The 22,971-nt window shown below is 61.8% G+C and carries 21 protein-coding genes and 1 pseudogene; 8 read left to right on the plus strand and 14 right to left on the minus strand.

The window, feature by feature from the left end:
• Positions 1-29: 29 nt before the first annotated feature.
• The 6 genes from ACIGHL_RS00980 (at position 30) to ACIGHL_RS01005 (ending at position 4,074) form a co-directional block, all read left to right on the plus strand.
• Positions 30-722 (plus strand): extensin-like domain-containing protein, encoded by a 693-nt coding sequence (locus ACIGHL_RS00980; protein WP_128118992.1) that lies wholly within the window; start codon positions 30-32, stop codon positions 720-722.
• 57 nt (positions 723-779) lie between these two features.
• The gene (locus ACIGHL_RS00985) at positions 780-1,562 is read left to right on the plus strand and encodes a class I SAM-dependent methyltransferase (RefSeq protein ID WP_128118993.1); all 783 of its coding nucleotides are present in this window, start codon (positions 780-782) and stop codon (positions 1,560-1,562) included.
• A gap of 154 nt (positions 1,563-1,716) precedes the next feature.
• Positions 1,717-2,142, plus strand: a complete 426-nt coding sequence (locus ACIGHL_RS00990) for an HPF/RaiA family ribosome-associated protein (RefSeq protein ID WP_045425410.1) — start codon at positions 1,717-1,719, stop codon at positions 2,140-2,142.
• A gap of 265 nt (positions 2,143-2,407) precedes the next feature.
• The gene (locus ACIGHL_RS00995) at positions 2,408-2,668 is read left to right on the plus strand and encodes a hypothetical protein (RefSeq protein ID WP_128118994.1); all 261 of its coding nucleotides are present in this window, start codon (positions 2,408-2,410) and stop codon (positions 2,666-2,668) included.
• Between the two features lie 189 nt (positions 2,669-2,857).
• A complete protein-coding gene (locus tag ACIGHL_RS01000; RefSeq protein ID WP_128118995.1) occupies positions 2,858-3,109 on the plus strand; it encodes a DUF2789 domain-containing protein in 252 nt (83 codons plus the stop codon).
• Between the two features lie 152 nt (positions 3,110-3,261).
• Positions 3,262-4,074 carry an inositol monophosphatase family protein gene (locus ACIGHL_RS01005; protein WP_128118996.1) on the plus strand — a complete coding sequence of 271 codons (813 nt, stop codon included), beginning with the start codon at positions 3,262-3,264 and terminating at the stop codon, positions 4,072-4,074.
• A gap of 523 nt (positions 4,075-4,597) precedes the next feature.
• On the opposite strand, the gene ACIGHL_RS01010 is transcribed toward ACIGHL_RS01005, so the two are convergent.
• The 7 genes and pseudogenes from ACIGHL_RS01010 to ACIGHL_RS01040 form a co-directional block, all read right to left on the minus strand.
• Positions 4,598-5,077 carry a DUF3597 domain-containing protein gene (locus ACIGHL_RS01010; RefSeq protein ID WP_128118997.1) on the minus strand — a complete coding sequence of 160 codons (480 nt, stop codon included), beginning with the start codon at positions 5,075-5,077 and terminating at the stop codon, positions 4,598-4,600.
• A 95-nt stretch (positions 5,078-5,172) separates the two neighbouring features.
• A complete protein-coding gene (locus ACIGHL_RS01015) occupies positions 5,173-6,651 on the minus strand; it encodes an efflux transporter outer membrane subunit (protein WP_128118998.1) in 1,479 nt (492 codons plus the stop codon).
• Positions 6,644-9,811 carry a multidrug efflux RND transporter permease subunit gene (locus ACIGHL_RS01020; protein ID WP_128118999.1) on the minus strand — a complete coding sequence of 1,056 codons (3,168 nt, stop codon included), beginning with the start codon at positions 9,809-9,811 and terminating at the stop codon, positions 6,644-6,646. Before ACIGHL_RS01020 ends, ACIGHL_RS01015 begins: the two co-directional genes overlap by 8 nt.
• Positions 9,808-10,992 (minus strand): efflux RND transporter periplasmic adaptor subunit, encoded by a 1,185-nt coding sequence (locus tag ACIGHL_RS01025; RefSeq protein WP_064480266.1) that lies wholly within the window; start codon positions 10,990-10,992, stop codon positions 9,808-9,810. The genes ACIGHL_RS01020 and ACIGHL_RS01025 overlap by 4 nt, the downstream gene beginning before the upstream one ends.
• A 150-nt stretch (positions 10,993-11,142) precedes the next feature.
• A complete protein-coding gene (locus ACIGHL_RS01030; protein ID WP_128119000.1) occupies positions 11,143-12,441 on the minus strand; it encodes a mechanosensitive ion channel family protein in 1,299 nt (432 codons plus the stop codon).
• 126 nt (positions 12,442-12,567) lie between these two features.
• Positions 12,568-12,654, minus strand: coding sequence for a small membrane protein YohP (locus ACIGHL_RS01035; RefSeq protein ID WP_101153254.1), 87 nt, complete (start codon positions 12,652-12,654; stop codon positions 12,568-12,570).
• Between the two features lie 95 nt (positions 12,655-12,749).
• Positions 12,750-13,483, minus strand: a pseudogene (locus ACIGHL_RS01040) (sulfite exporter TauE/SafE family protein).
• Positions 13,484-13,648: 165 nt separating this feature from the next.
• Between ACIGHL_RS01040 and ACIGHL_RS01045 the strand changes: the two are divergent.
• On the plus strand, positions 13,649-14,545 hold the full coding sequence (locus tag ACIGHL_RS01045; RefSeq protein WP_241508971.1) for a CAP domain-containing protein: 897 nt from the start codon (positions 13,649-13,651) through the stop codon (positions 14,543-14,545).
• Between the two features lie 21 nt (positions 14,546-14,566).
• Here the strand turns inward: ACIGHL_RS01045 and ACIGHL_RS01050 are convergent, their stop codons facing one another.
• The gene (locus tag ACIGHL_RS01050) at positions 14,567-14,938 is read right to left on the minus strand and encodes a SpoIIAA family protein (protein WP_045425438.1); all 372 of its coding nucleotides are present in this window, start codon (positions 14,936-14,938) and stop codon (positions 14,567-14,569) included.
• A 297-nt stretch (positions 14,939-15,235) separates the two neighbouring features.
• Here ACIGHL_RS01050 and ACIGHL_RS01055 point away from each other — a divergent pair, with 297 nt between their 5' ends.
• Entirely contained in the window at positions 15,236-16,831 is a 1,596-nt protein-coding gene (locus tag ACIGHL_RS01055) for a methyl-accepting chemotaxis protein (protein ID WP_128119001.1), read from the plus strand.
• A 97-nt stretch (positions 16,832-16,928) separates the two neighbouring features.
• On the opposite strand, the gene ACIGHL_RS01060 is transcribed toward ACIGHL_RS01055, so the two are convergent.
• From ACIGHL_RS01060 to ACIGHL_RS01085, 6 genes are all read right to left on the minus strand, one after another.
• A complete protein-coding gene (locus tag ACIGHL_RS01060; protein ID WP_003282311.1) occupies positions 16,929-17,210 on the minus strand; it encodes a peptidylprolyl isomerase in 282 nt (93 codons plus the stop codon).
• 64 nt (positions 17,211-17,274) lie between these two features.
• Positions 17,275-18,243 (minus strand): PstS family phosphate ABC transporter substrate-binding protein, encoded by a 969-nt coding sequence (locus ACIGHL_RS01065; protein WP_216706753.1) that lies wholly within the window; start codon positions 18,241-18,243, stop codon positions 17,275-17,277.
• 20 nt (positions 18,244-18,263) lie between these two features.
• A complete protein-coding gene (locus ACIGHL_RS01070) occupies positions 18,264-18,491 on the minus strand; it encodes a hypothetical protein (RefSeq protein WP_045425446.1) in 228 nt (75 codons plus the stop codon).
• A gap of 18 nt (positions 18,492-18,509) precedes the next feature.
• The gene (locus tag ACIGHL_RS01075; RefSeq protein WP_216706754.1) at positions 18,510-19,673 is read right to left on the minus strand and encodes a Na/Pi symporter; all 1,164 of its coding nucleotides are present in this window, start codon (positions 19,671-19,673) and stop codon (positions 18,510-18,512) included.
• Positions 19,674-19,911: 238 nt separating this feature from the next.
• Positions 19,912-21,462, minus strand: a complete 1,551-nt coding sequence (gene glpD, locus ACIGHL_RS01080; RefSeq protein ID WP_216706755.1) for a glycerol-3-phosphate dehydrogenase — start codon at positions 21,460-21,462, stop codon at positions 19,912-19,914.
• Positions 21,463-22,091: 629 nt separating this feature from the next.
• Entirely contained in the window at positions 22,092-22,850 is a 759-nt protein-coding gene (locus tag ACIGHL_RS01085; protein ID WP_046164381.1) for a DeoR/GlpR family transcriptional regulator, read from the minus strand.
• Positions 22,851-22,971 lie beyond the last annotated feature (121 nt).

Consider the following 22,971-nt stretch of genomic DNA (forward strand, 5'->3'; position numbering starts at 1 on the left):
CTTCATGTCCCAACGTTGCCGAAACGGCTATGACATTTGGCCGTTTCTTTCTGCTGCTGCTCGTCGCACTGGCTGGGTTTGCCTACGCGGTGTGGCGCGGGCACGTCGATGTCCCGGCGAAGTGGGACCCCTGGGCACCGCTGGACATCCGCGAGGCGCCAAACCTGCTGACCTCGTTCAAACTGCAGCGCTTGCAGCAGGATCGTGCCCTGTGTGAACAGGCTTTGAAGACGTCCGACTTGGACTATGTGGCCGTGCCCGACAGCACGCCGCAGCCTGGCTGCCCGATCGAGAACGCCGTTCGCGTCAGCGGTTCAGCGGTACGCTTCAACGGTGCGTTTCTGGCCACCTGTCCTCTGGCCGCAGCTTATGCGATGTTCGAACGGCATGGTCTGCAGCCTGCGGCCCAGCGGGTATTCGGTCAGCCGGTTGCTCGAATCGATCACTTCGGCAGTTTCGCCTGCCGCAATATTGCGCGAAGCAACAGGCGCAGTCAGCACGCCTCGGCCAATGCGCTGGATCTGGCCGGCTTCCGCCTGGAAGACGGCACGCGTATCACCGTTGCGCGCGACTGGAACGGCGATGACGATAAGGCGCGCTTTCTCCGTGAGGTCAAGGCAGCCGCCTGTAATGCGTTCAAGATCACCCTGAGCCCTAAGTACAACGCTGCCCATCACGATCATTTTCATGTGGATATGGGCGGTTTCGGCATGTGCCGCTGAGGCAGCCCGGCGCCGCCTCTGGCAAAATGCGGCGTTTTTCCGCTTCCGAGTTTTCCTATGACCGCCTCTTCTCCGTTGGTTTGCGTCGAAGCCCTCGCTCCTCGATTCGCCGAAGAGGCTGACGCCTGGGCGATGCGGCTGGGCTTGCCGATGCGAGCGGACGACGCGGAGTTCGCGCTCCAGCTTGGGGAAGACGGTCTGCAGCTGCAGTTGCTCGGGCCGAACGCGCCAGGGCCGGTGCGGGTGGATTTTGTCGAAGGCGGTGCTGCGCATCGTCGGCAGTTCGGCGGGGGCAGCGGGCAGATGATCGCCAAGGCGGTTGGCATCCAGTCCGGCATCCGTCCCAGTGTTTTGGATGCGACGGCTGGCCTGGGGCGCGATGCGTTCGTGCTGGCGACATTGGGCTGCGAAATGGTGCTATTCGAGCGGCAGCCGCTGATTGCCGCACTGTTGGAAGACGGTCTGAGGCGTGGTCGTGACGATGGCGAGGTGCGCCCCATCGTCGAACGCATGCGTTTGCAGCAGGGCAACGCCATCGAATTGATGGGGCACTGGCAGGGCGAACCGCCGCAGGTCGTCTATCTCGATCCGATGTTTCCGCACCGGGAAAAAAGCGCACTGGTGAAAAAGGAGATGCGCCTGTTCCGGCCTTTTGTTGGTGATGATCTGGATGCGGGCGTCTTGCTCGAACAGGCGCTGGCGCTGGCCAGCCATCGGGTGGTGGTGAAGCGGCCACGCAAGGCGCCGGCAATCGATGGGCGAAATCCGGGCTACAGCCTGGAGGGCAAGTCCAGTCGTTACGATATCTACCCGAAGAAGAAACTGGCATCTGGCAGCTGATTTACGTCTCGTAACGATCCGGCCGCATCAGGCCGGTGATCACAAGCGAAACGCGACTTTCTTGGTCTTGCTTATTCTGCGCAATAGTGGCATTCCTAGATCAGGCCGTTTGTGGCTGAACGGTGGTTACCAGATCGCGTAGAAGGAAGAGCATATGCAGATCCAAGTTCATAGCGATAACCACATCGAAGGCAGCGCCCGTCTCGTAGATTGGGTCAGTGGCAGTGTTGCCGATAAGCTGGATCGATTCGACGATGAAGTCACCCGCGTCGTGGTGCACCTGAACGACGAGAACGGCGTGAAGGCCGGCGCGCAGGACAAGCGCTGCCAGATCGAGGCACGGCCGAAGGGCCAACAACCCGTTTCCGTTACGCACAAAGCAGCCTCGCTTGAGCTGGCGGTCGATGGCGCCATCGACAAGCTTAACAACGCGCTGAGTCACCAGTTCGGTAAGCTGCGCAGCAAGCGCGCCTCGGCGCCGACGCCCCTGGAAGGCGAGACCCTGGAAGTGGAAGGCCGCGACGCCTTGCTGGAAGAAGACTTCCTTGCCGACGAGCAGCTGCGCAGCTCTGATACCTGACGTCATCTCGCAACAGGCAGGCATCGCTCCGCGAAGCCTGCCCCCTCGCTACACCTCGCCACCATCTGTTCTCACATGACCCCGTCGATCCGATGGCCGGGCCTCTGAGCGTTCGTGCTTGTGCTATACCCCATGGAGCTGCATTGGATGCCGGGCCGTAGCGCGCTCGGGAATATGCGGCAATTGGATGACGAAAAGGGGGATCATCAGGCACGTGGGCGAGCTCCAGTGGCTAACCCGTGCCACCAGCAGGCGAGGTGACACCATGACCATGATGCAGTGTGAATACCGTGACCACGTCATTACCGCGGAGGTAATGGAACATCCCGGCACACCGACCCCTTGGGCCGGCGGATGCCGTATCAGCAATCCCCAGGGGCAGACAACCCGGCGCATGGCGCTTCCGGTTGGGCACGCCTTCATGGCGGAACTCGAACAGGCACAGCGGGCATCCATCGCCCATGGCAAGTGGCTGGTCGATCAGTGCCTCGATCAGGGACGGCAGCTGTTCGACAGGGCTGCCTGACCCTTTCTAACCTGTCGCAGCCCATTGGCTGCGGCGGGTTTTTTGACTCCCTCGTGATACCTACAAAGCGCTGGCATTAGCTCCTTGCCGGCTTCGGGTTGAACTGTGCGGTGCTCCATCGTCTCTATCTAGAACAGGGATCGCCAGCGAGGCGGTCGAATTTTCTGCATAGCCTGATGGAGCCCGCACATGGAATTACCTAACAAAGACCTCGGCACACTCTTCGAACAGCTCGGCCTGCCGTCGGACCCGGCGAGCATCGATGCGTTCATCGCCAGCCACCGCCCAATTCCCAACCATGTGAAAGTCTCCGAGGCGCCATTCTGGAGCGAAGCGCAGGGCTCCTTTCTCAAGGAGCTGTTGATGGACGACGCCGAATGGGCGCCAGTGGTCGATGAACTCAACGTGCGCCTGCACGAGCAGGGCGAAGAATTGCCCTGAGTCAGAACGGGCGGCTCCGCCTGGCCGGTCAGGTCAGGTGGACAACGCCTTGGCGCGCCAGTGAGCCAAGGCGCTCTGTATGCCCATCGTGATCGATTGACTAGAATCCGCCTTTCCGCGCGACTACCGCGCAGCCGCTTCACAGGACGGACATGACTTCCCAGCAATTGCTCGATATCAACGCGCGCTATGCCAGCGCCAAAGCCCTTGCCCTCGAGGCCGCTCAGCTTGGCATGGACTTCTACCGCAAGCGCGAGGCACTGACCATCGAACACAAAGGCGACGACCTGCAGGATGTGGTCAGCATTGCCGACAAGCAGATCGAAGCCTTTATCCGCGAGCGACTGACCCAGCTTTTCCCCGAGGACGGGTTCCTGGGAGAAGAAAGCGGTTCGGCCGATCTGGGCGCCCGCTGCGTCTGGGTCATCGACCCGATCGATGGCACTGCCTGCTTCGTCAACGGCCTGCATAACTGGTGCGTGTCGATCGGCCTGTTGATTGACGGTGAGCCGCACCTCGGTGCGATTGCCGACCCCAACCACAATGAACTGTTTCACGGTTGCCTGGGCAAGGGTGCCTTCGTCAACGACGCCCCATTGAAAGTCAGCGCGGCGACCCACGTCGGCCAAGGCGTGACCGCGACTGGCACCTTTCATCCTCGTGGGAAGGAGCACTTCATTCCGTTCATGGAAAAGCTGTTGGCCGAAGGCGGTATGTTCTTCCGCAATGGCTCCGGCGCCCTGATGACCGCCTATGTGGCAGCGGGGCGGCTGCTTGGTTACTACGAGACCGAGCTGAAAAGCTGGGATTGCATGGCGGGGCTGGTGCTGGTGAAAGAGGCGGGCGGTCGGGTCAACGACTTCTTCCGCAACGACGGGCTGCTGCTTGGCAATCCGTATCTCGTCGCCTGCCCGGGCGTGTATTCACAGTTGGCGGAGATGATCGGGCCATCGCTCGACGATTGAGTGTGCCGTTAGCTGTTCTCGCATTGGCAGCTTGGCTATTGGCGAAACCTGGGGCGTGTGGGCTATCGGTGCTACGAGGTGCCTGAAGGTTGATCGCGAGCAAGCTCGCTCCTACGGGTGTGCGTGTGTTCTTGTAGGGGCCAGCTTGCTGGCGATCCGGGTATGCGGGCTAATGTTGCTACGAGGTGCCTGGAGCTGTTCGCGAGCAAGCTCGCGCTCCTACGGGTATGCGCGGTGTTTTTGTAGGAGCCAGCTTGCTGGCGATCCGGCTTTGCGGGCTGACGGTGCTACGAGTGCCTGGGGCTGATCGCGAGCAAGCTCGCGCTCCTACGGGTGTGCGTGTGTTCTTGTAGGAGCCAGCTTGCTGGCGATCCGGGTTTGCGGATGACGATGCTACGAGGTGCCTGGAGCTGTTCGCGGGCAAGCTCGCGCCTACCGGCGCTCGCGGTCTTCTTGTAGGAGCCCAGCTTGCTGGCGATCAGTGCCCGCGAGTGACCAGCACCCGGCGAGACCCAGACCTTTATCAGGTACGTAGTTCAGGTGGAACGGTGCCGCCATGTTCGGCGAGCTTGTGCATCACGGTGCGATGCAGCCAGCTGTTCATCTGGGCCGAATCGCCCATCTTGTCTGACGGGCAGCCCAATTCGGTGGCGAGTTCCTTGCGCGACTCCAGGCTGCTGTCTAGACCCAGCAGTTTGAGCAGATCAACGATGGAGGTGCGCCAGTTCAACGGCTCTGGATGGTTGGCAGCCATTGCGTCGAGCTTTGCTGGAACATCCACAGCACTGGTTGATTGGCCCGTAGAGTGAGCCACCCCTTCGGGGCTGGGCGCAGTTCCAGGCGGTGTGGTGGTGGCGTTGTGTGCAGCGGTTGGCCGCTCCGAATCGACCACGGAGTCCGGCGCATGCTGGTTCGGCGTGTTGTTCGGATCGACCGGCTTGTGCGCTTCGTTGCTCACGCCGCCCATGCCGAGTTTGTCTTTGATCGTGTCGAACAGGCCCATTTCAATTCCTCTAGTCATTACGTGGTGATTTTTTGGACCACCATGACAGGTCGAGGATTCGGCGCCGCAGGTCGGGAAGCGCGCTGCTCCGGGCCTTAGCGACCAGAGGTCGCGGCCCGCTGCGTCGTATCGGTTGGTGCTGCGGGCGACGGACCCTCGGTACCGCCGCCCAGCGCGATGTACAGGCTCACCAGGTTCTGAATCTGAGCACGCTTTACCTGGATGAACGCCTGTTCGGCGTCGAACAGGTTGCGCTCTGCATCGAGCACCTGAAGGTAGTTCACCACGCCTTCGGCGTAGCGTTCGCGGGCGAGGTCGGCGATACGGCGCAGCGTGGCGACGTTCTCCGCTTGCGCGGCAACCTGCTCTGCGAGCCAGCGGCGGCCTGCCAGTGCATCGGCTACCTCGCGAAAGGCGGTTTCGATGGCGCTTTCGTACTGCGCCACCGCCGCGTTCTCGCGGGCCTCAGCGACGGTCAGGTTGCCGCGGTTGCGGCCAAAGTCGAACAGCGGGAGGTAGAGGCTCGGGCCGATGCTCCAGGTGCGGTTGTCGCGGCTGACCAGGTTGTCCAGCTCATTGGAGATATAGCCGAAGCTGCCGGTCAGCGAGATCTGCGGGAAGAACGCAGCTCTCGCCACGCCGATGTTGGCGCGGGCCGCACGCAGGTCCAGTTCGGCGCCGAGAATGTCCGGGCGTACCAGCAACAGCTCCGAGGGCAGCCCCGCATCCAGGCGCAGTGGTTCGATCTGTTCGTTCAGCGGCAGCGGCTCCGGCAACGGCTGTTGCAGCGGCCCCCCGATCAGCTGGGTGAGGTAGTTGACCTGCTCGGCTCGGACCAAGTGCAGGTTGGCCAACTCGGTCTTGGCCTGGGTCAGCAGCGCCTGTGCCTGGTTCAGGTCCAAGGCCGAGGTGATCCCGGCCTCGAAGCGTACGCGGGCAATGCGCAGGCCGTCGCGGCGGCTTTGCAGGGTCGCTTCGGCCAGTTCGATGCGCGCCTCAGCGCCGCGCACAGCGAGGTAGGTCAAGGCCACATCGGCTATCAACGACAGTCGGAAGGCCCGCTGTGCCTCGATGGTCGACAGGTATTGCGCGCGCGCAGCCTCGGTAAGGTTGCGCACCCGTCCCCAGAAATCGAGTTCGAACGCTGAGATACCGAGCCCTACGGAGAATTGCTCAGTGATCTGGCCACTCGATGTTCCCGAGGTCGCACCGCCTGTGGAACCGCGACCGGCACTACCGGTTGGAAAGCGGCCACGGCTGGCATCGGCCGTAGCCGCCAGCGTCGGGTAGCGGTCGGCGCCTTGGACACCGAACTGGCCGCGGGCCTCTTCAATTCGGGCTACGGCGATCTGCAGATCTCGATTTCGCTGCAGGGCCGTTTCGATGTACAGCTCGAGGCGTGGATCTTCAAGAAACTCGCGCCAGCCGATCTCGTTGGCCAACACCTCGCCGTCCATGGGCTTATAGTCTGCCGGGTAGTGCGCAGCGGTGGGCGAGGGCGGTGGCTCATGGGACGGCGCAAGCTGGCAGCCCGTCAGGGCGCCGATCAGCAGCAAGGGCGCAAACCTAGGCATTGTCTGGCGCCTCCTCTTCCTCGGCTGGGTGCGCCTTGTCTTCTGCAGTCGGCGGGCGACGCTTGGTCAGCCAGCGACGGACGGAGAGATAGAACAGCGGGATGTAGAACAGGCCCAGCAGCGTGGCGACGATCATGCCGCCCATGACGCCAGTACCGACCGCGACGCGGCCAGCCGCGCCGGCACCGGTAGACAACACCAGCGGCAGCATGCCGAGGATGAAGGTCAGCGACGTCATGAGGATCGGGCGGAAACGCAGACGCACCGCGTTCATCACGGCATCGGTGAGGCTCTTGCCGTGGCCTTCCTCTTCGATGGCGAACTCGACGATGAGAATTGCGTTTTTGGCCGACAGGCCGATGATGGTCACCAGGCCGACATTGAAATAGACGTCCGCCGGCAGGTCACGAAACATCGCGAACAGCACGGCGCCCAGCGCGCCGAAGGGCACCACCAGCAATACCGCGATGGGCACTGTCCAGCTTTCATACAGCGCTGCCAATACCATCAGCACCACCAGCAATGACAGCCCCAGCAGCATTCCGACCTGTCCGGACGCCTGCTGTTCCTCCAGCGAGGCGCCGGTCCATTCGTAGCTGAATCCGCCCGGCAGCTCGCTCGCCAGTCGTTCCATTTCGGTCATGGCTTCACCGGTGGTCGAACCAGGCGCGGCGCTGCCGGACAAGGTCAGGGCAGGGTAACCGTTGTAGCGCTGCAACTGAGTCGGCCCTTCGGTCCACTCCACGGTGGTAAAGGCGCCGAATGGCACGCTTTCGCCCTCGTCGTTGATCACCTTCAGGTCGAGCACATCCTGAGGCGTCATTCGATAGGGCGCATCCGCCTGCAACAGCACCTGCAGGACGCGACCGTCACGGTTGAAGTCGTTGGCGTAAGCGCTGCCGAAAGCGATCGCCAGTGTCGCGTTGACCTCACTGATTGAAAGACCCAGCGCACGGGCCTTGATACGGTCGATGTTGACCCGCAGGCGCGGAGCGTCATCAGCACCTTCTGGCCGGACGCTCTGCAACACCGGGCTTTCGCTCGCCTTACCCAACAGCTGGTTGCGTGCATCGAGCAGTGCCTGGTAGCCCAGACCACCGCGGTCCTCGAGCTTGAAGGTGAATCCGCCGGCCACGCCCAGTCCGGGAATCGAGGGCGGGTTCAGGGCGAACACGCGGGCTTCGTTGATCTGCGAAAAACGGCCCATGGCTTCGCGTACCAATGCCTGGGCGGAGCTGCCCTCTTCGGTGCGTTGCTCCCACGGGATCAGCCGCACAAAAGACATCGCATGGGCCTGGCCCTGGCCGAAAAAGCTGAAGCCGTAGACCGTAATGGCGTCGTCGACCAACGGATGATCGGCGTAGAACGCCTTGACCTGTTCGATGGCCTCTTCGGTGCGCTCGACCGTCGCGCCGGCGGGGGCCTGGATGACCGTCATCAACGACCCTTGGTCTTCGTCCGGTAGGAAGGCACTGGGCATTCGCAGGTAGAGAAAGGCCGTCAGCGCCAGCAAGCCGACAAAGGCCAGTAGAAACCAGATCGGCCGCGCGAGCATGCCGCCGACCGCATGGTGATAGTGGTCAGTGGTGCGCTCCATCCAGCGGTTGAATGGACCGAAGATACGCTGGCCCAGTCCAGGCTTGCCATTGTCCGGCTGGCTGGGTTTCAGCAACGCTGCGCAGAGCGCCGGTGTCAGCACCAGCGCCAGAACTGTCGAGGTGGCCACGGCAATCGACAGTGTCACGGCAAACTGCCGATAGATGCCGCCGGTCGACCCCGGGAAAAACGCCAGCGGCACGAACACCGCGATCAGTGCCAGGGTCGTGCCGATGATGGGCGCGGTCACCTGCTCCATGGCTTTGACCGTCGCCTGATAGGGCGGCAGCTGCTCTTCGTCCATGATCCGTTTGACGTTCTCAACCACCACGATGGCATCGTCCACGAGGGTGCCGATCGCCAGGACCATGCCGAACAGGCTTAAAAGATTGATCGAGAACCCGGCGATCCACAGGCCGAGGCAGGTACCGGCCAGTGTGATCGGGATGACGATGGTGGGAATGACCGTGGTGCGCCAGTTCTGCAGGAACAGCAGCATGACCAGCACCACCAATGCCATTGCCTGGAGCAGCGTGACGACCACCTGCTGGATCGACGAGGCGATAAAAGGGGTCGAGTCGAACGGTACCGTCCAGGAGACGTCCTCCGGGAAGCCCTCAGCCAGCTCTCGCATTCGCTGTTTGACGGCAGCCGCCGTATCCAGGGCATTGGCACCTGGCGACAGCTGCACGGCCAGGCCCGCTGCCGGCTGGCCGTTGAGTTCGCTGCGTGATGTGTAATTCTGCGCGCCAAGCTCCACGCGCGCGACGTCGCGCAGGCGGATTGCCGAACCGTCCGGGCCCGCACGCAGGATGATCGAGGCGAACTCTTCCGGGGTGCTGAAGCGACCGCGGGTTTCCAGCGGCGCGTTGATCTCGATTCCCTCTGCCAGCGGCAGGGCACCCAGTGCACCGCCTGCAGACTGGCTGTTCTGCTCTTGCACCGCGGCCAGCACGTCGGCAGCGGAAAGGCCGAAGCTGGCCAGCCGATCCGGGTTTAGCCAGATCCGCATGGCATAGGCGGTATAGAACTCGCGGATGTCACCCACGCCCTGCACGCGGCGCAGCTCATCGAGGACGTGGGTGGTCGCGAAATGGCCGAGCTCCAGCGTGCTCATGGTGCCGTTTTCGGAAAACAGCGAGATGATCAGCAGGAAATCCTGCGAGGCCTGGAAGACCTGGATGCCCTGTCGGCGGACTTCCTCCGGCAGGCGTTGCTCGACCCGGCTCAGTCGGTTCTGCACCTCCATCTGGGCAATGTCGATGTCGGTGCCGGCCTCGAATGTCAGCTCGATCGACGCACTGCCATTGGAGCGGCTCGACGAGTCCATGTACAGAAAGCCTTCGACGCCATTGAGCTCCTGCTCAATCACCTGGGTGACGTTGGTTTCGAGCACCGATGCGTCTGCGCCAGGGTAGGTCACGCTGATGCGCAGCGTCGGCGGGGCAATGCTCGGGTATTGCTCGACGGGCAATGAGCGCAGGGCCAACACGCCCCCCAGCAGGATGCCCAGCGCAATGACCCAGGCAAAGACCGGGCGCCGGATGAAGAACGCCGGCGTCATTGGCTGGACTCGGTCGCCATGGAGGACTCTGGCGCTTCCGGTGGGCCTTCAGGCTGGTAAGGCGTGGTCCGTACCGCAGCACCGCTGCGGACGCTGCCGCCGCCTTCGACGATCACGACTTCGCCGGCCTTCAGCCCCTCACGAATGACCCATTTGCTGCCCTGGAGCTCGCCGAGCTCGATTTCACGCGAGACGACCTTGTCGTCCTCGCCCACGAGCAGTACGCGCGCGGCCTGGTCGTTGACCATGACGGCACGCTGCGGAATCAGCACGCCATCAGGCCGGATGCCGGCATTGATGCGCCCGCGAACGAACTGGCCGGGTAGGAGCAACCTGTCCGGGTTGGGGAACTCGGCGCGCAAGGCCACGGTGCCGGTGTTCTCGTCGATGCTCATGGCGTAGAAGTTGACGTAGCCGAGATGCGGGTATTCGTGGCCGTTCTCCAGGATCAGCTTGACCTCCACACGCCCTCCCTCCGGCAGCTCAAGGGCGCCGGAGGCGAGCCGTGCACGGATCTGCAGGAGATCGGAGCTGGATTGGGCGAAGTTCACATAGACCGGGTCGAACTTCTCCACGGTGGTCAGCAGGGTGCCCTCGCTGGCGCTGACCAGCGCGCCTTCGGTGACCTGCGCGCGCCCGGCCCGACCTTCGATGGGGGACTCGACTGTGGTGTATTCCAATTCGAGCTCGGCCGATTGCACGTTGGCCTCGGCTTGCGATACATCCGCTTTGGCGGTGCGTAAGGTGGCCAGAGCGGTGTCGTATTCCTGCTGGCTGATGGCCTGTTTGGCGACCAGGCCTTTGTAGCGTTTGACGTCCTGCGCTGCATTCAACGCGGTGGCTTCGGCACGCTCTAGGGCTGCCTTGGCTGCCTTGAGGTTGGCGCGCATCTCGCGCGGGTCGATCTGGAACAGGGGCGTGCCGACCTCGACGTCGGTGCCTTCTTCGTAAAGCCGTTCCTGGATGATGCCGTTGACCCGCGCGCGGATCTCGGCGATGCGAATGGCCTGGACGCGCCCTGGAAGCTCGATGATGTTGGGGATCGGTTTGGGATCGACCGTCACGACCTCCACCTTGGGCGGTGGCGGTGCGGCTTGCTCGGTTTTTTTGTCGTCGGAGCAGGCCGCCATGAGCAGCGCCGTGGCGCTGATCAGCACAGCGTTTTGCAATAACTGCCTCATTCAGTCGGACCTTTTGTCTCGTACTGTCTTCGCCGCGGTATAGCGCGCTGACCTACACTCGACCGCGGGTGGCGGGCACGGTTCCGGTTAAATCCCCCGTCTCGGCTCGATAGCGGCCACGCTGCCGCAAATGCTCGACGCGATGGGCGGTCAGCTTTTCGGCGTATGTACCACGATGTGTTGTCGCGCCTGGTCCGGCAGCGCTATGCCGGCCGAGCGCAGCGCGGCGACCAGCGCCTTGCGCACCTCCGACGCGGTGGTAACGAAATCCGAGCGGCGCGAGTCGCACCAGAACAGGACGTCGAACACCAGCTGACTCTCGCCCAAATCATTGAGTAGTACCTCAGCGTGCGGAGTGGCCAACACACCGGGCGTCTGCTGGGCGGCGTCGCGCATGACCGCGTTGATAGTGTCGATATCGATGCCGTAATACAGCATGCAGACCACCTTGCCGCGGCGGATCGGCGCCGCTGTGTTGTTGGTGACGCGCGAAGTGAAGGTCTCAGCGTTGGGCACCAGTACCCGGCGCCCGTCATAGGTGCGAATCTGGGTGGCGCGCAGTTCGATGCGCTCCACGCTCCCTTCGGTTTCACCAATGATGATCTGGTCGCCCAGCTGAAACGGCCGCAGCGTCAGGATCAGCAGGCCGCTGACAAAGTTGGAGAGGATGTCCTTGAGGGCAAAACCCAGCGCCAGGCTGGTCAGGCCAAGCCCGGTGGCGAGGGTGCTCGGTTCCAAGCCAAAGGCGCTTGCGGCAACGATGATGCCGAGCACCCATATCGCGTAATAGCTCACCTGCCGGACCAGATTTTCGACGGTCAGGTCGTTGGCCAGGCGGCTCACAATCTTCTTCATGAGCGCGCGTACAGCAGTAGCAAGCCCCCAGAACAGCAGCAGGACCAGGAGGGCGGCCAGTACCCGCGGAATGATATTGATCGCTGACTCGAGCAGGCGCGCAAAGGCATTTTCGACGCTCGACTGTACCGAGGTTATAAACCGTCCACGGTCCGAATCGCGGCGTTTGGCAGCCGTCGCCAGGGCCCGGTCGAGTATCGCTGCCCAGTCTCGGACGAGGCGGTCGAGCGGTTGTCCATTGGCTTCGGCATCAGCTGGTGTAACCACCATCAATGGGCGGCCGGCCACGCTGATCTGCAGGCCGTCGTCGTCCTCGGCTTCGGTGGGCTCGATGCGCGCTTTCGTGATGCCCTTCGGCGTTTCCAGCACAGCCGCCAATTGCCGTTCGATCTGTCGTGCTCGCGGGCGCGCTTCAAGCTCTTCGTGGGGGCCGATGCGAAACAAGGCACGGCCGTCCAGGCGCACGGTCGCGACCCCTTCCTGCGCCCAGGCGTGTGATGTCGGCAGCATTGCGACGCAGAGCAGGGCCAGCAGGCCAAGCGTTCGTAGCAGGACGGAAAAAGCAGTCACGAGGCGAGGAGACAGGGTCATCATGGTTGAAATGCCGTAGCCGTAAACAAACAGGCCGCCGGGTTGGCGGCGGCCTGTTGATGAAACTTGCAACCTGCGGTTGTGCGTACCGAGGGACTGTGGTTGCTATGCGATCGTCTTCAGTTGGCGTTAGAAAATCAGCGCGAACAAGCCGATCACAACCAACAGACCGATCAGAAAGATGATGCCTACTGTGCTGCCCAGAAACTTCAGCATGAGGATGACTCCTTTGCATTGGGTTCACTGAATCCGACTGGGCATGCGCGCAAAACGTTCAGAAAACCGGGCGGCCGGTCATAGCCGCTGCAGATTCAGAGGCTTTTCCAGATCAGCTGCAGCCCGGCCAGAAGCATGCCCACGCGGCGATTCGGTAAAACAGTTTGTGGTCGATGCGCTTGTGCAACCAGAGCCCGGCCCAGACGCCGAACGGCACCACTGGTGCCAGCGTCAGGCTGATCAACAGGTTTTCGCGACTGAACTGGCCGAGCGCGGCATAGGGAATCAGCTTGATCGCGTTGGTCATCAGGAAGAACAGGTTGATAGTCGCCACATAGCGCAGCTTGTCCAGCTGCTGCGGCAGCAGGTGCATCATGATTGGCGGCCCGCCGGCGTGGGCGACGAAACTGGTGAAACCGGCAATCGAGGAAAGCAATGTACCGCGACCCCGCTGCAGCGGTCGCGGCTTGTCGTTGTTGGTGAACAGACCCAACAGCACGAAGCCGACCGCAATCGCGCCCATCATCAGCCCGATCATGCGCTCGTCGAGCATGCCGAAGGTCAGCGAACCCAGCGCGATGCCGATCAACGCACCGGGCATCATCACTTTCAGGTTCGCCTTGTCCCAGTGACCGACATAGGCCTTGAGACCCACCACATCGGCCAGACAGAGAATCGGCAGCATTACCGCGGCGGCCTGTTTCGGCGAGATTGCCAAGGCCAGCAACGGTACGGCGATCCCGCCCAGAGCGCCACCGAAGCCGCCTTTGGACAGGCCGGTCAGAAAGATCGCCGGCAGGGCGAACAGCAGAAAGTCAGAAAGCGTCATGAGTGTGATCGGCCGGGCAGGGTCACGGGTTGGCTTCGTTGTGCATCATCGCATCATCGCATCATCGCATCTTCGCCACGTGCCTGGCCGCGGCAATGTGCGAGAGAGAGGATCGCTTGCAGTGGATCGTGGTCAGCATCTTTAACGCAGACTGACAGGTGATCCATGAGCCCATTTAACGCGATTCCATTTCACGCCTCCGCATGCATGGAGCCGTCCCGCGCGGCAGCTGGCGTTCTGCTGGTACTGGCGACAAGCCTGGCGTGCCAGGCGCAAGCTCAGGAGCCTCACCCATTGATTGGCTTGATAAACGAATTCCGTGAGGCGGAAGAAAGTTGCGGGGACGGCAAGGGCCAAACTGTCGGGCCTCTGGCGCCGAACGAGGCACTGAATGTGCAGCCGGCCGCCAGCGGCGCTCAGCTGCAGAAAGCGCTGCAAGCTGCGGATTATCGACCGGCCAAGCTGCAGGCCATGTCCGTTGCCGGCCCGGGGGACGCGAAAACAGCCATGCAAGCGTTGAAGCAGCGTTATTGCGCGCCGCTACGTAGTCACGAGTTCGCTGAGATCGGCGTGTCACGCAAGGGCAACACCTGGCAGGTGCTACTGGCCCAACCGCTGCTGTCGCCTGATCTAGGCGACTGGCAGCAGGTGGGCAAGAACATTCTGCAACGGGTCAACGAAGCGCGGTCCAAGCCGCGAACCTGCGGCAGCCGTTCGTTCAAGGCGGCTCCCGCACTGACCTGGAATGCCAAGCTGGGCGATGCTGCGCTCGCCCACAGCCGTGACATGGCAGCGCAGAATTACTTCAGCCATCGGGCTCCGGATGGCAGTCAGGTCAGCGACCGCGCCAGCCGTGCCGGCTATAGCTGGCAGCGGATCGGCGAAAACATTGCGGCTGGGCAAGGCTCGGAGAAGCAGGTCATGGCCGGTTGGCTGGCCAGCCCTGGGCACTGCAGCAACATCATGAACCCGGATTTCACCGAGATGGGCGCGGCCTATGCGATCGAAAAGTCCAGCGCCGCCGGCAGCTACTGGACACAGGTGTTCGGCACGCCTCGCTAGGCTGCTGGTGAGGGAGCGGGTTCAGTTCTGGCTCTCCAGCCAGTTGTGCGCTTCGGTGTTCTGGTTTTCGTCGAAGGCCTTGATCGACAGGCCGGGGAACAGTGCGCCCTCAATCTCGCTGGCCTTGCGTAGCCACTCCTTGCTGGACACCACTGCGCAGCGATCGAAACGGCGGATGAAGCGAAACAGCTGGGGAATTCGTGCCAGTTCGACACCCATCGCGCCCAGCGTCGGAACATCGAAGTCGCCGATGCGATAGAGCATCTGGCCGTGACTGATGCCTTCTGATTTTCTCAGCAGTTCGTCCAAGGCAAAGCGCATCTCGCTGCTGTCGAGTTTGCCGGAGAAATCCACGTCGATGCGTTTATCACCAATGCGGGTTACATGAAACATGACGAATCCTCAATGAAATGGGTGGCAGCCAAGTAGCCCTGCCATTACCTGACCATAGTCGTTATGTGGCGTTCGGTTGAGCTAAAAAACCACTTTTACCAGCCTCTTTAGTGATCTGGATCAAGGCGCCGACCGGCCGGTCATGAGCGATTAAAATCGGCTAAAACCCTTGTGTGGCGGGCTTTTGCGAAAGTTTGTCTATGGCTATCAAGTTGCTTCGGCTGCAGCCGAGAAGTGTGTAATCGCGATCCTTTCTGTCGACTGTGTCGCATCCTCTCCTGCAGTTGGATATCTCCCATGACCAGCACCTTGGCGAACGTCATTCAATCTCTCTTGCGCGGGCTGGGTCTGCGTACCATCAATCAGCAATTCTTCTTTTCCTACAGCCTGATCTTTCTTTGCGCGGCGCTAACGGCCGGTGTGCTATTCATGTCCAGTAAGGACGCCAGCCAGATCGACATGGCCGGTGCCCAGCGCATGCTCAGCCAGAAGATGATGAAAGAGGCGTTGCTGGCCGCACAGGGCATCGGTGGCCCGGCTGAGGTGGATAAAACCATCCAGCGCTTCGAGCAGTCTCATCGTCTCCTGCTCAATGGCGATGGTAGCCAGGGCATCGCCCCGGTGGAGTTGGCCAGCGCCAAGCCTCATCTGCAGCGCGTCGACCAGATATGGCAGCGCTATCGTCCAGCCGTACAGTTGTTGGCGGCTGGCCAGCAGGCTGATCTCAAAACGATCGCGGCGGATGCCAATGAGATTCTCGCCGCCTCCAACGAGGTGGTGTCTCTGATTTCGACTGAAGTGAACCGCAATACGACCCAGCAGCTCTGGGTTGCGATGGGTTCGACTCTGACCATTTTGTTATTGGTTGTCCTCGGTCGGGTGGCTGGCATGAACTGGTTGATGCGGCATGTCGATCAGCTCCGTGAGCGGCTGGAGAAGGTTAGCCAGGGCGACTTCTCTTCGCCTATGCAGGTACGCCATGCGGACGACGAAATCGGCATGATCACCCTCGCTTACAACCGTCTGCTGGGAGAGGTTGGCGAGATGATCCGTGGCGTGCGCCAGGCCGCCGATGATGCCGATGGTCAGTGCGTGCGCATGGCAAGTCTGGCGGGCGACAGTGCGCGCAACGTTGAAAGTCAGCAGGCCGAGATCGATCAGGTGGCCACTGCAATGAACGAGATGCTCGCCACTTCGCAGGAAGTCGCGCGTAGCACTGTCGAAGCGGCCAGCGCCGCCGACGTCGCCGAGCAGGAAACCAGCGCTGGTAACGCAGTGATGAACCAATCGGTTACGGCTATTCGCGCCCTGACCGGGCATGTCGATGGCTTGGCCGGCGTGATGCAGCAGCTGGTGCAGGACAGCCACGAAATCGGCAAGGTCCTCAACGTCATCAGTGGCATCGCCGAGCAGACCAACCTGTTGGCGCTTAACGCTGCCATCGAGGCTGCGCGCGCGGGCGAGCAGGGTCGCGGCTTTGCCGTGGTGGCAGATGAGGTCCGCAGCCTGGCCAGCCGTACGCAGGATTCAGCCAAGGAAGTCAGTGTGCTGGTCGAGCGGCTTCAGAGCCAGGCTACACGTGCCGGCGAAGCCATGGACGCTTCACGGCAGAGCAGCACGACAACGCTTACACAGATCGAAGCGGCGCAACATGCCTTGGGACAGATTGTCGGCGCGGTGCAGACCATTCGCGGCATGACCAACCAGATTGCGACGGCGGCGGAGGAGCAGTCGCATGTTGCCGAGGACATGAATCAGTCGCTGACCCGTATCGCCCAGGTGGCCGATCAGGCAGCCAGCGCCACGCACGACACGGCGGCGTCAGGCAACACCATCATGCAGAGCATGAACGGGCTCAAGGCGTTGACGGGGCGTTTCCGTCTGCAGGCGTGATCGTCAAGGTGGGGGAGGTGCTGCTTGGAGGAGGGCGCTTCTTTACATCGACAGCAAAGAGCGGCGCCCCCGCATTTGAGGTGCGGGGGCCGAGGGATCAGTCCTGGCGGCTGGTCACTTCCAGCAGGTGATAACCGAACTGGGTTTTCACTGGGCCCTGGACTTCATTGAGCGGGGCGCTGAAAACCACGGTGTCGAATTCCTTGACCATCTGACCGGGGCCGAACGAGCCCAGGTCGCCGCCCTGACGGCTGGACGGGCAGGTGGAATTGTCCTTGGCAACCTGAGCGAAATCGGCACCGCCTTCGATGGCAGCCTTCAGCTCGTTGCACTTTTCTTCGGTAGGAACAAGGATGTGGCGGGCGGTGGCTCGTGCCATGTGGGTCTACTCCAGTGGGAAAGGTGCGAGCCTACCGGATTTGCTCAGCGATTCAAGCATCGGCTCAGTTCGGCTCGGGCGAGGGCTGCTCCGGTGAGTTCTGCAGGATCGCCAGGCTGCGTTCGTATTGCTCGGCACTGAGTGGCATGTAGCCGGTGAAGTGAATCCAGCCGGGCAACCCCTGCAGATAGTGTTCGACGAATGCGCGGGTGATCGGTTTGCGCTGCAGGCTCTCTTCGTTCAGGTATACAAACAGCGGGCGCGTCAGTGGCTGATAGCGTCCTTCGCTGACCGTGGCGAGCGTCGGGTAAACCGGTCCGTTGCCGTTGTCCACGGCGAGCAACTTCAGTTCGTCCCAATGCCGATGGTACGCACCGATGCCAAAGAAACCGAGCGCATCGGGCTCGGCCGCAATCCCGGCGGCCAGTTGTTCCTCGTTTTCGCTGGCGGTGTAGTCCTGACGGCTGCGGTGCGTCGCGCCGACGATCTCGCGGGTAAAGACATCGTAGGTGCCCGAATCCTGGCCCCGTCCGAACAGTTTCACGGGACGGTCCGGCCATTCGGGGCGGATCTGGTTCCAGCGCATGACCCGACCTTCTGCATCCGGTGCCCATAGGGCCTTGAGTTCATCTACCGTAATGTCTTTCGCCCAGTGGTTGCTGGGATGTGCCACTACCGCAATGGAGTCCATGGCCAGGGGGATCTTGCGGTAGCGGACGTCATTCTTGGCGCACTCTGCCTGTTCTTCGGCGTTCATTTCGCGCGACGCATCATTGATATCCGTTTCGCCGGTGCAGAATCGACGAAAACCCGCGGTGGTCCCGGAAAACTCAACGTTGATCGGATGACCGGGGCGGGCACGCTGAAACCGTTTTATCGCTTCACGGGTTAGCGGGTAAACCGTGCTCGATCCGTCGATGAGCAGCCCTTCGGATGCCGCTGCCTCCGTTGCTCCCTCGGCTGATGCGAGCGTGGTGTGCAGGGCAAGCAATAGGCTGATCAGCATTAAAGCGCTGGATTTGGCGATGTGCATGGAGAGTTCCTTCTACTGGCTCAGGATTTCGGTTTTAGCCAGTCAGCCTTGAGCGTGGTCCAGAACAGCTGGAGGCTGTTGAAGCGCGTGTCCACGGCATTGATGTAGTCATCAAGATGGTCGATTTCACGGTGTTGCGCTTGCTGTTCCTGTCCGTCGATGCGTTCTAGCTGGGCCTCGAGTTCGTTCAGCGATTCACGGAGTTCGCGGATGCGGTTCTCGGTCTGGATGCGGCGTTCGCTTTGCATGATTGGCTCCAGGCAGGGTCAGAGTTGGCTGCCGCCAATAAGCAGCAACGGAAGGCCGAAGAACACGCCGCCGATATAGGCCCCGACATACAGCTTGTTGCGCTGAGCCAGGTCCGCGAGGAAGTTGGCAATCGCCGGAGGCACGCCGCGCAGGAACGGCAGTACGTAGATGATGGAGATCCCCAGAAGGTTGAACATTAGATGCACCAGCGCGATCTGCATCGCCAGTTCTGCCGTGGGGCCGGCGATTGCCGTGGCGGCCAGCAGGGCGGTGACGCAGGTTCCAATGTTTGTACCCAGGGTGAATGGATAGACCTGCCTGAGCGTGAACACGCCCGTGCCGGCCAGCGGCACAATCAGTGCTGTTGTGGTGGATGACGATTGCACCAGTATGGTGATGACCGTTCCAGAGGCAATGCCGGACACCGGTCCGCGTCCGACGCTTGCATGCATGATGTCTTTGGCGCGACCCACCATCACCTTGCGCAGCACCTTGCCAATCGCCTGGACCACGAAGAGGATCAGCCCGATCCCGATGATGATCAGCCCGACGCCGGCCCACACCTTGCTCGGCAGCCAGGACACGCTGGCTTCGAGCAGCTCGCTGGCAGGGGTCAGTATGGTCTTCATGAAGTTCATGCTCTTCATGTCGACGCCGGCACTGTCATGCACCAGCAGGCCCGCAAGCGCCTGTGACATGCGCTCCAGTGGATGAAAGAGCAACTCCAGCGGCAGCAGGATGGTCACCGCTGTGATGTTGAAGGCGTCATGCACTGTGGCCGCAGCGAAGGCTCGGTGAAACTCTTCTCCACTGCGGATATGGCCGAGGCTGACAATGGTGCTGGTCAGCGATGTGCCGATGTTTGCGCCCATGATCAACGGAATCGCGATAGGGATCGGCAGGCCACCGGCGACCATGCCCACGATGATCGAGGTCACCGTGCTGGAACTCTGGATCAGCGCCGTGGCAGCCAGGCCGATCATCAGCCCGACAAAGGGGTTGGTGGCGAAAGCGAACAGTTCTTTTGCGTTGTCGCCCACTGCGGCTTTGAAGCCGTCGCCAATCGCGCCGACCGCAGCCAGCAGTAGATAGATCAGCGTGACCACCAGCAGCCAGGACAGCCATTGGCGCGTAATCGGAGTGGAGGATTTTGCCGCCAGGGCACCGGCGTTCATCGTCATCAGGCAACTCCCGTGAGCGTGTCAGTGGCTCGACGGTGTGCCTCGGCTGTGACTACTTGATGACCGCAACGGCAGAGGGAGACTAACGGTCAGTGCGCGCAGCGATAGCAATGCTATCTGAGCCCGCGCAGCGTCATTTCGTGCGGATTGCAGGCCGTAGGCGGTGCGTTGCTGAATGGAAAGGGGGGCAGGAGCCTGCCGCTAACAGGCTCCGTTCGCTAGCGCTCGTGAGTCACACTCAGGCAGCGTTGCTGCTGCGTGTGGCTTCGGCTGTGGGGCGCTCGACCAGATACCGTTCCAGGCGCGACTTGTCAGCGTCATCGAACGCCAGACCGAGCTTGGTCCGGCGCCAGAGGATATCGTCGAGCTGCGTCGCCCATTCTTCACGACGAAGGTAGTCGACTTCCAGGGCATACAGGCGCTGGCCGAGGTCTTCACCCAGTGCATCGATCGAGCGGGCATCGCCGAGCATGCGCCAAACGCGATTGCCGTATAGGGTCGCCCAGCGTTTGGCCAGCGGTTGATCGATGCCTTTCACCTCGGCCATCAACTCAGCAGCAAGCGCCTCGGCGGTGGTCATGCCTTCCCCACCAGGCAACGTATCCTTGGCGGTCCAACTTGGGCCCATTTTCGGGAAAAATGGCTTGAGCTGAGCCATCGCCGATTCGGCGAGTTTGCGGTAGGTGGTCAGCTTGCCGCCGAACACTGAGAGCAAGGGCGCCTGCTTCTCTTCGGCAGCCAGAGACAAGGTGTAATCGCGCGTCACCGCCGATGGGTTATCTGACTCGTCGTCACACAACGGCCGAACACCGGCAAACGTATGAACGATGTCATCCGCTGTCAGCTGTTTGCGGAAATTGCTATTGGCGACGCCCAGAACATAGGCGATCTCTTCTTCACTGATGCTGACCGTAGCCGGGTCGCCGCGATATTCGCGGTCGGTGGTCCCGATCATGGTGTAGCGGTCGAGATAGGGGATGGCGAAGACGATGCGCCGATCCTCGTTCTGCATGATGTAGGCCTGCTCACCTTCGTACAGTTTCGGCACGATGATGTGGCTGCCCTGAATCAGGCGGATGCCGTAAGGCGAGCGCTGCTGCAGGTTCTCACCTATGAACTGCGCCACCCAGGGCCCAGCCGCGTTGACCAGCGCCTTGGCGCGTAGGGAGAAACGGCTGCCATCCTGACGCTGCAGTTCGACATGCCAGATGCCGCCGGCGCGCTTGGCGCTCAGGCATTGGGTACGGGTGTGGATGTGCGCGCCTTTTTCCCGCGCGGCCATGGCGTTAAGCACGACCAGTCGCGCATCGTCGACCCAGCAGTCGGAATATTCGAAGCCGCGCTTGATGGCGGGCTTGAGCGGGCTTTCACTACCAAAGCGCAGGCCGCGCGAAGCAGGCAGCTTCTCGCGCTTGCCAAGGTTGTCGTATAGAAACAGCCCGGCGCGAATCATCCAGGCGGGGCGCAGGTGCGGGCGATGCGGCAGGACGAAACGCATGGGTTTAACGATATGCGGCGCTTTCGCCAGGAGCACTTCACGCTCGGCCAGGGCTTCGCGCACGAGGCGGAATTCGTAGTGCTCCAGATAGCGAAGGCCGCCATGGATCAGTTTGCTGCTGGCCGACGACGTGTGGCTGGCCAGGTCATCACGCTCGCACAGAAACACCGACAGGCCGCGTCCGGCTGCATCAGCAGCGATGCCTACACCATTGATGCCACCGCCAATCACAGCGATGTCGTACAGCTCGGAGACGGTCTCAGTCACGGGATTCTCCTCAAGAACGAACATTAATTTTCGAATGTGAACATCCTAGCGCACATATGAATGGCTCTCTAGAGCTGATGTTCATTTTTTATATCAAAAGAAAATAATCGAACCTATGCGAACAGATAATTGGTGCTTAGCCGGGCATTGAGATAATGCCGGTCAGCGAATGCGCGCCGTCAATGTGGGCGTGAGAGGTTATGGCAATGCTATTGGTGGGCTGAAGCCCACCCTGCTGCTGCGGCGGGCCGACGATCACCGGCACGAACGTATCGGCGGTTAGAGGGTAGGCTGCGGCCGAGTAGGGTGGGCTTCAGCCCACCGGTGCCGCAACTGCAATGTCAGGTATTAGCCACCGTCAAATCAGGAGGCGGCGCGAGGTGCGCCATCAGGCACATGGTGCAGCGGAGGGCGGGACGGTGTTGGCCTTGCCGCGGGCTGACGAACACCGACACGAACGTATCGGCAGTTAAGAGGGTAGGCTGCGGCCGAGTAGGGTGGGCTTCAGCCCACCGGTGCCGCCACTGCAAGGTCAGGTATTAGCCACCGTCAAATCAAGAGTCGGCGCGAGGTGCGCCATCAGGCGCATGGTGCAGCTGAGGGCGAGTCGGTGTTGGTCTTGCCGCGGGCTGACGACAACCGACACGAATGCTTCAGCCAGTCACTTCCAGTTTGACCTTGTGCCGGCTGAGCAACTCGAGAAAGGCCTCGGGTGGCTGGGCCTCGGTAAACAACATGTCGATCTGTTCAAGCGAGCCAAGGCGGGTCATGGCGTTGCGGCCGAATTTGCTCGAGTCGGCGGCGAGGAAGACCTGGCGGGCGTTGTTGATGATGGCCTGCGAGACGCGCACTTCCTGGTAATCGAAGTCCAGCAGGGTGCCGTCCTCGTCGATCCCGCTGATGCCGATCAGTGCGAAGTCGACCTTGAACTGACCGATGAAATCCGCTGTGGCTTGGCCGACCACACCGCCATCGCTGCGCACGTTGCCGCCTGCAATCAACACGTCGAAATCTTCCTTGGGGCTGAGGATGCTCGCCACGTGCAGGTTGTTGGTGATGACTTTGAGATCGCGATGGTTGAGCAGGGCGTGGGCGATGGCTTCGGTGGTGGTGCCGATGTTGATGAACAGCGACGCCTGATCGGGAATGTGTGCAGCCATGGCGTCGGCGATGCGGCGCTTCTCGTCGCGCATCTGCCGGGCGCGTTGGGTATAGGCGGTGTTCTGTACGCTGGAATCGTGGGCGGCACCGCCATGGTAGCGGCGAAGCAGGCCGGCTTCGCCTAGCTGGTTGATATCACGGCGGATGGTCTGGGGCGTGACTGCAAACTGCTGCGCCAGCTCTTCGATGCTGACGTAGCCGCGTTCGCGGACCAGTTCGAGAATGCTTTGCTGTCGTGGGGCCAGACTCATGGAGGCTTCCTTCTTATCGATATGCCGTGAAGGATGCCGCAGTCTGGGGTTTGATTAAAGAATTGTTCGTTTGCGAATAAGCGCGCCCGGCGCGGTTAAGACCCGGGCCGGGCGCGAGGTG

The sequence above is a fragment of the Pseudomonas sp. NPDC077451 genome, assembly GCF_044543345.1.
Lineage (GTDB): Bacteria > Pseudomonadota > Gammaproteobacteria > Pseudomonadales > Pseudomonadaceae > Stutzerimonas.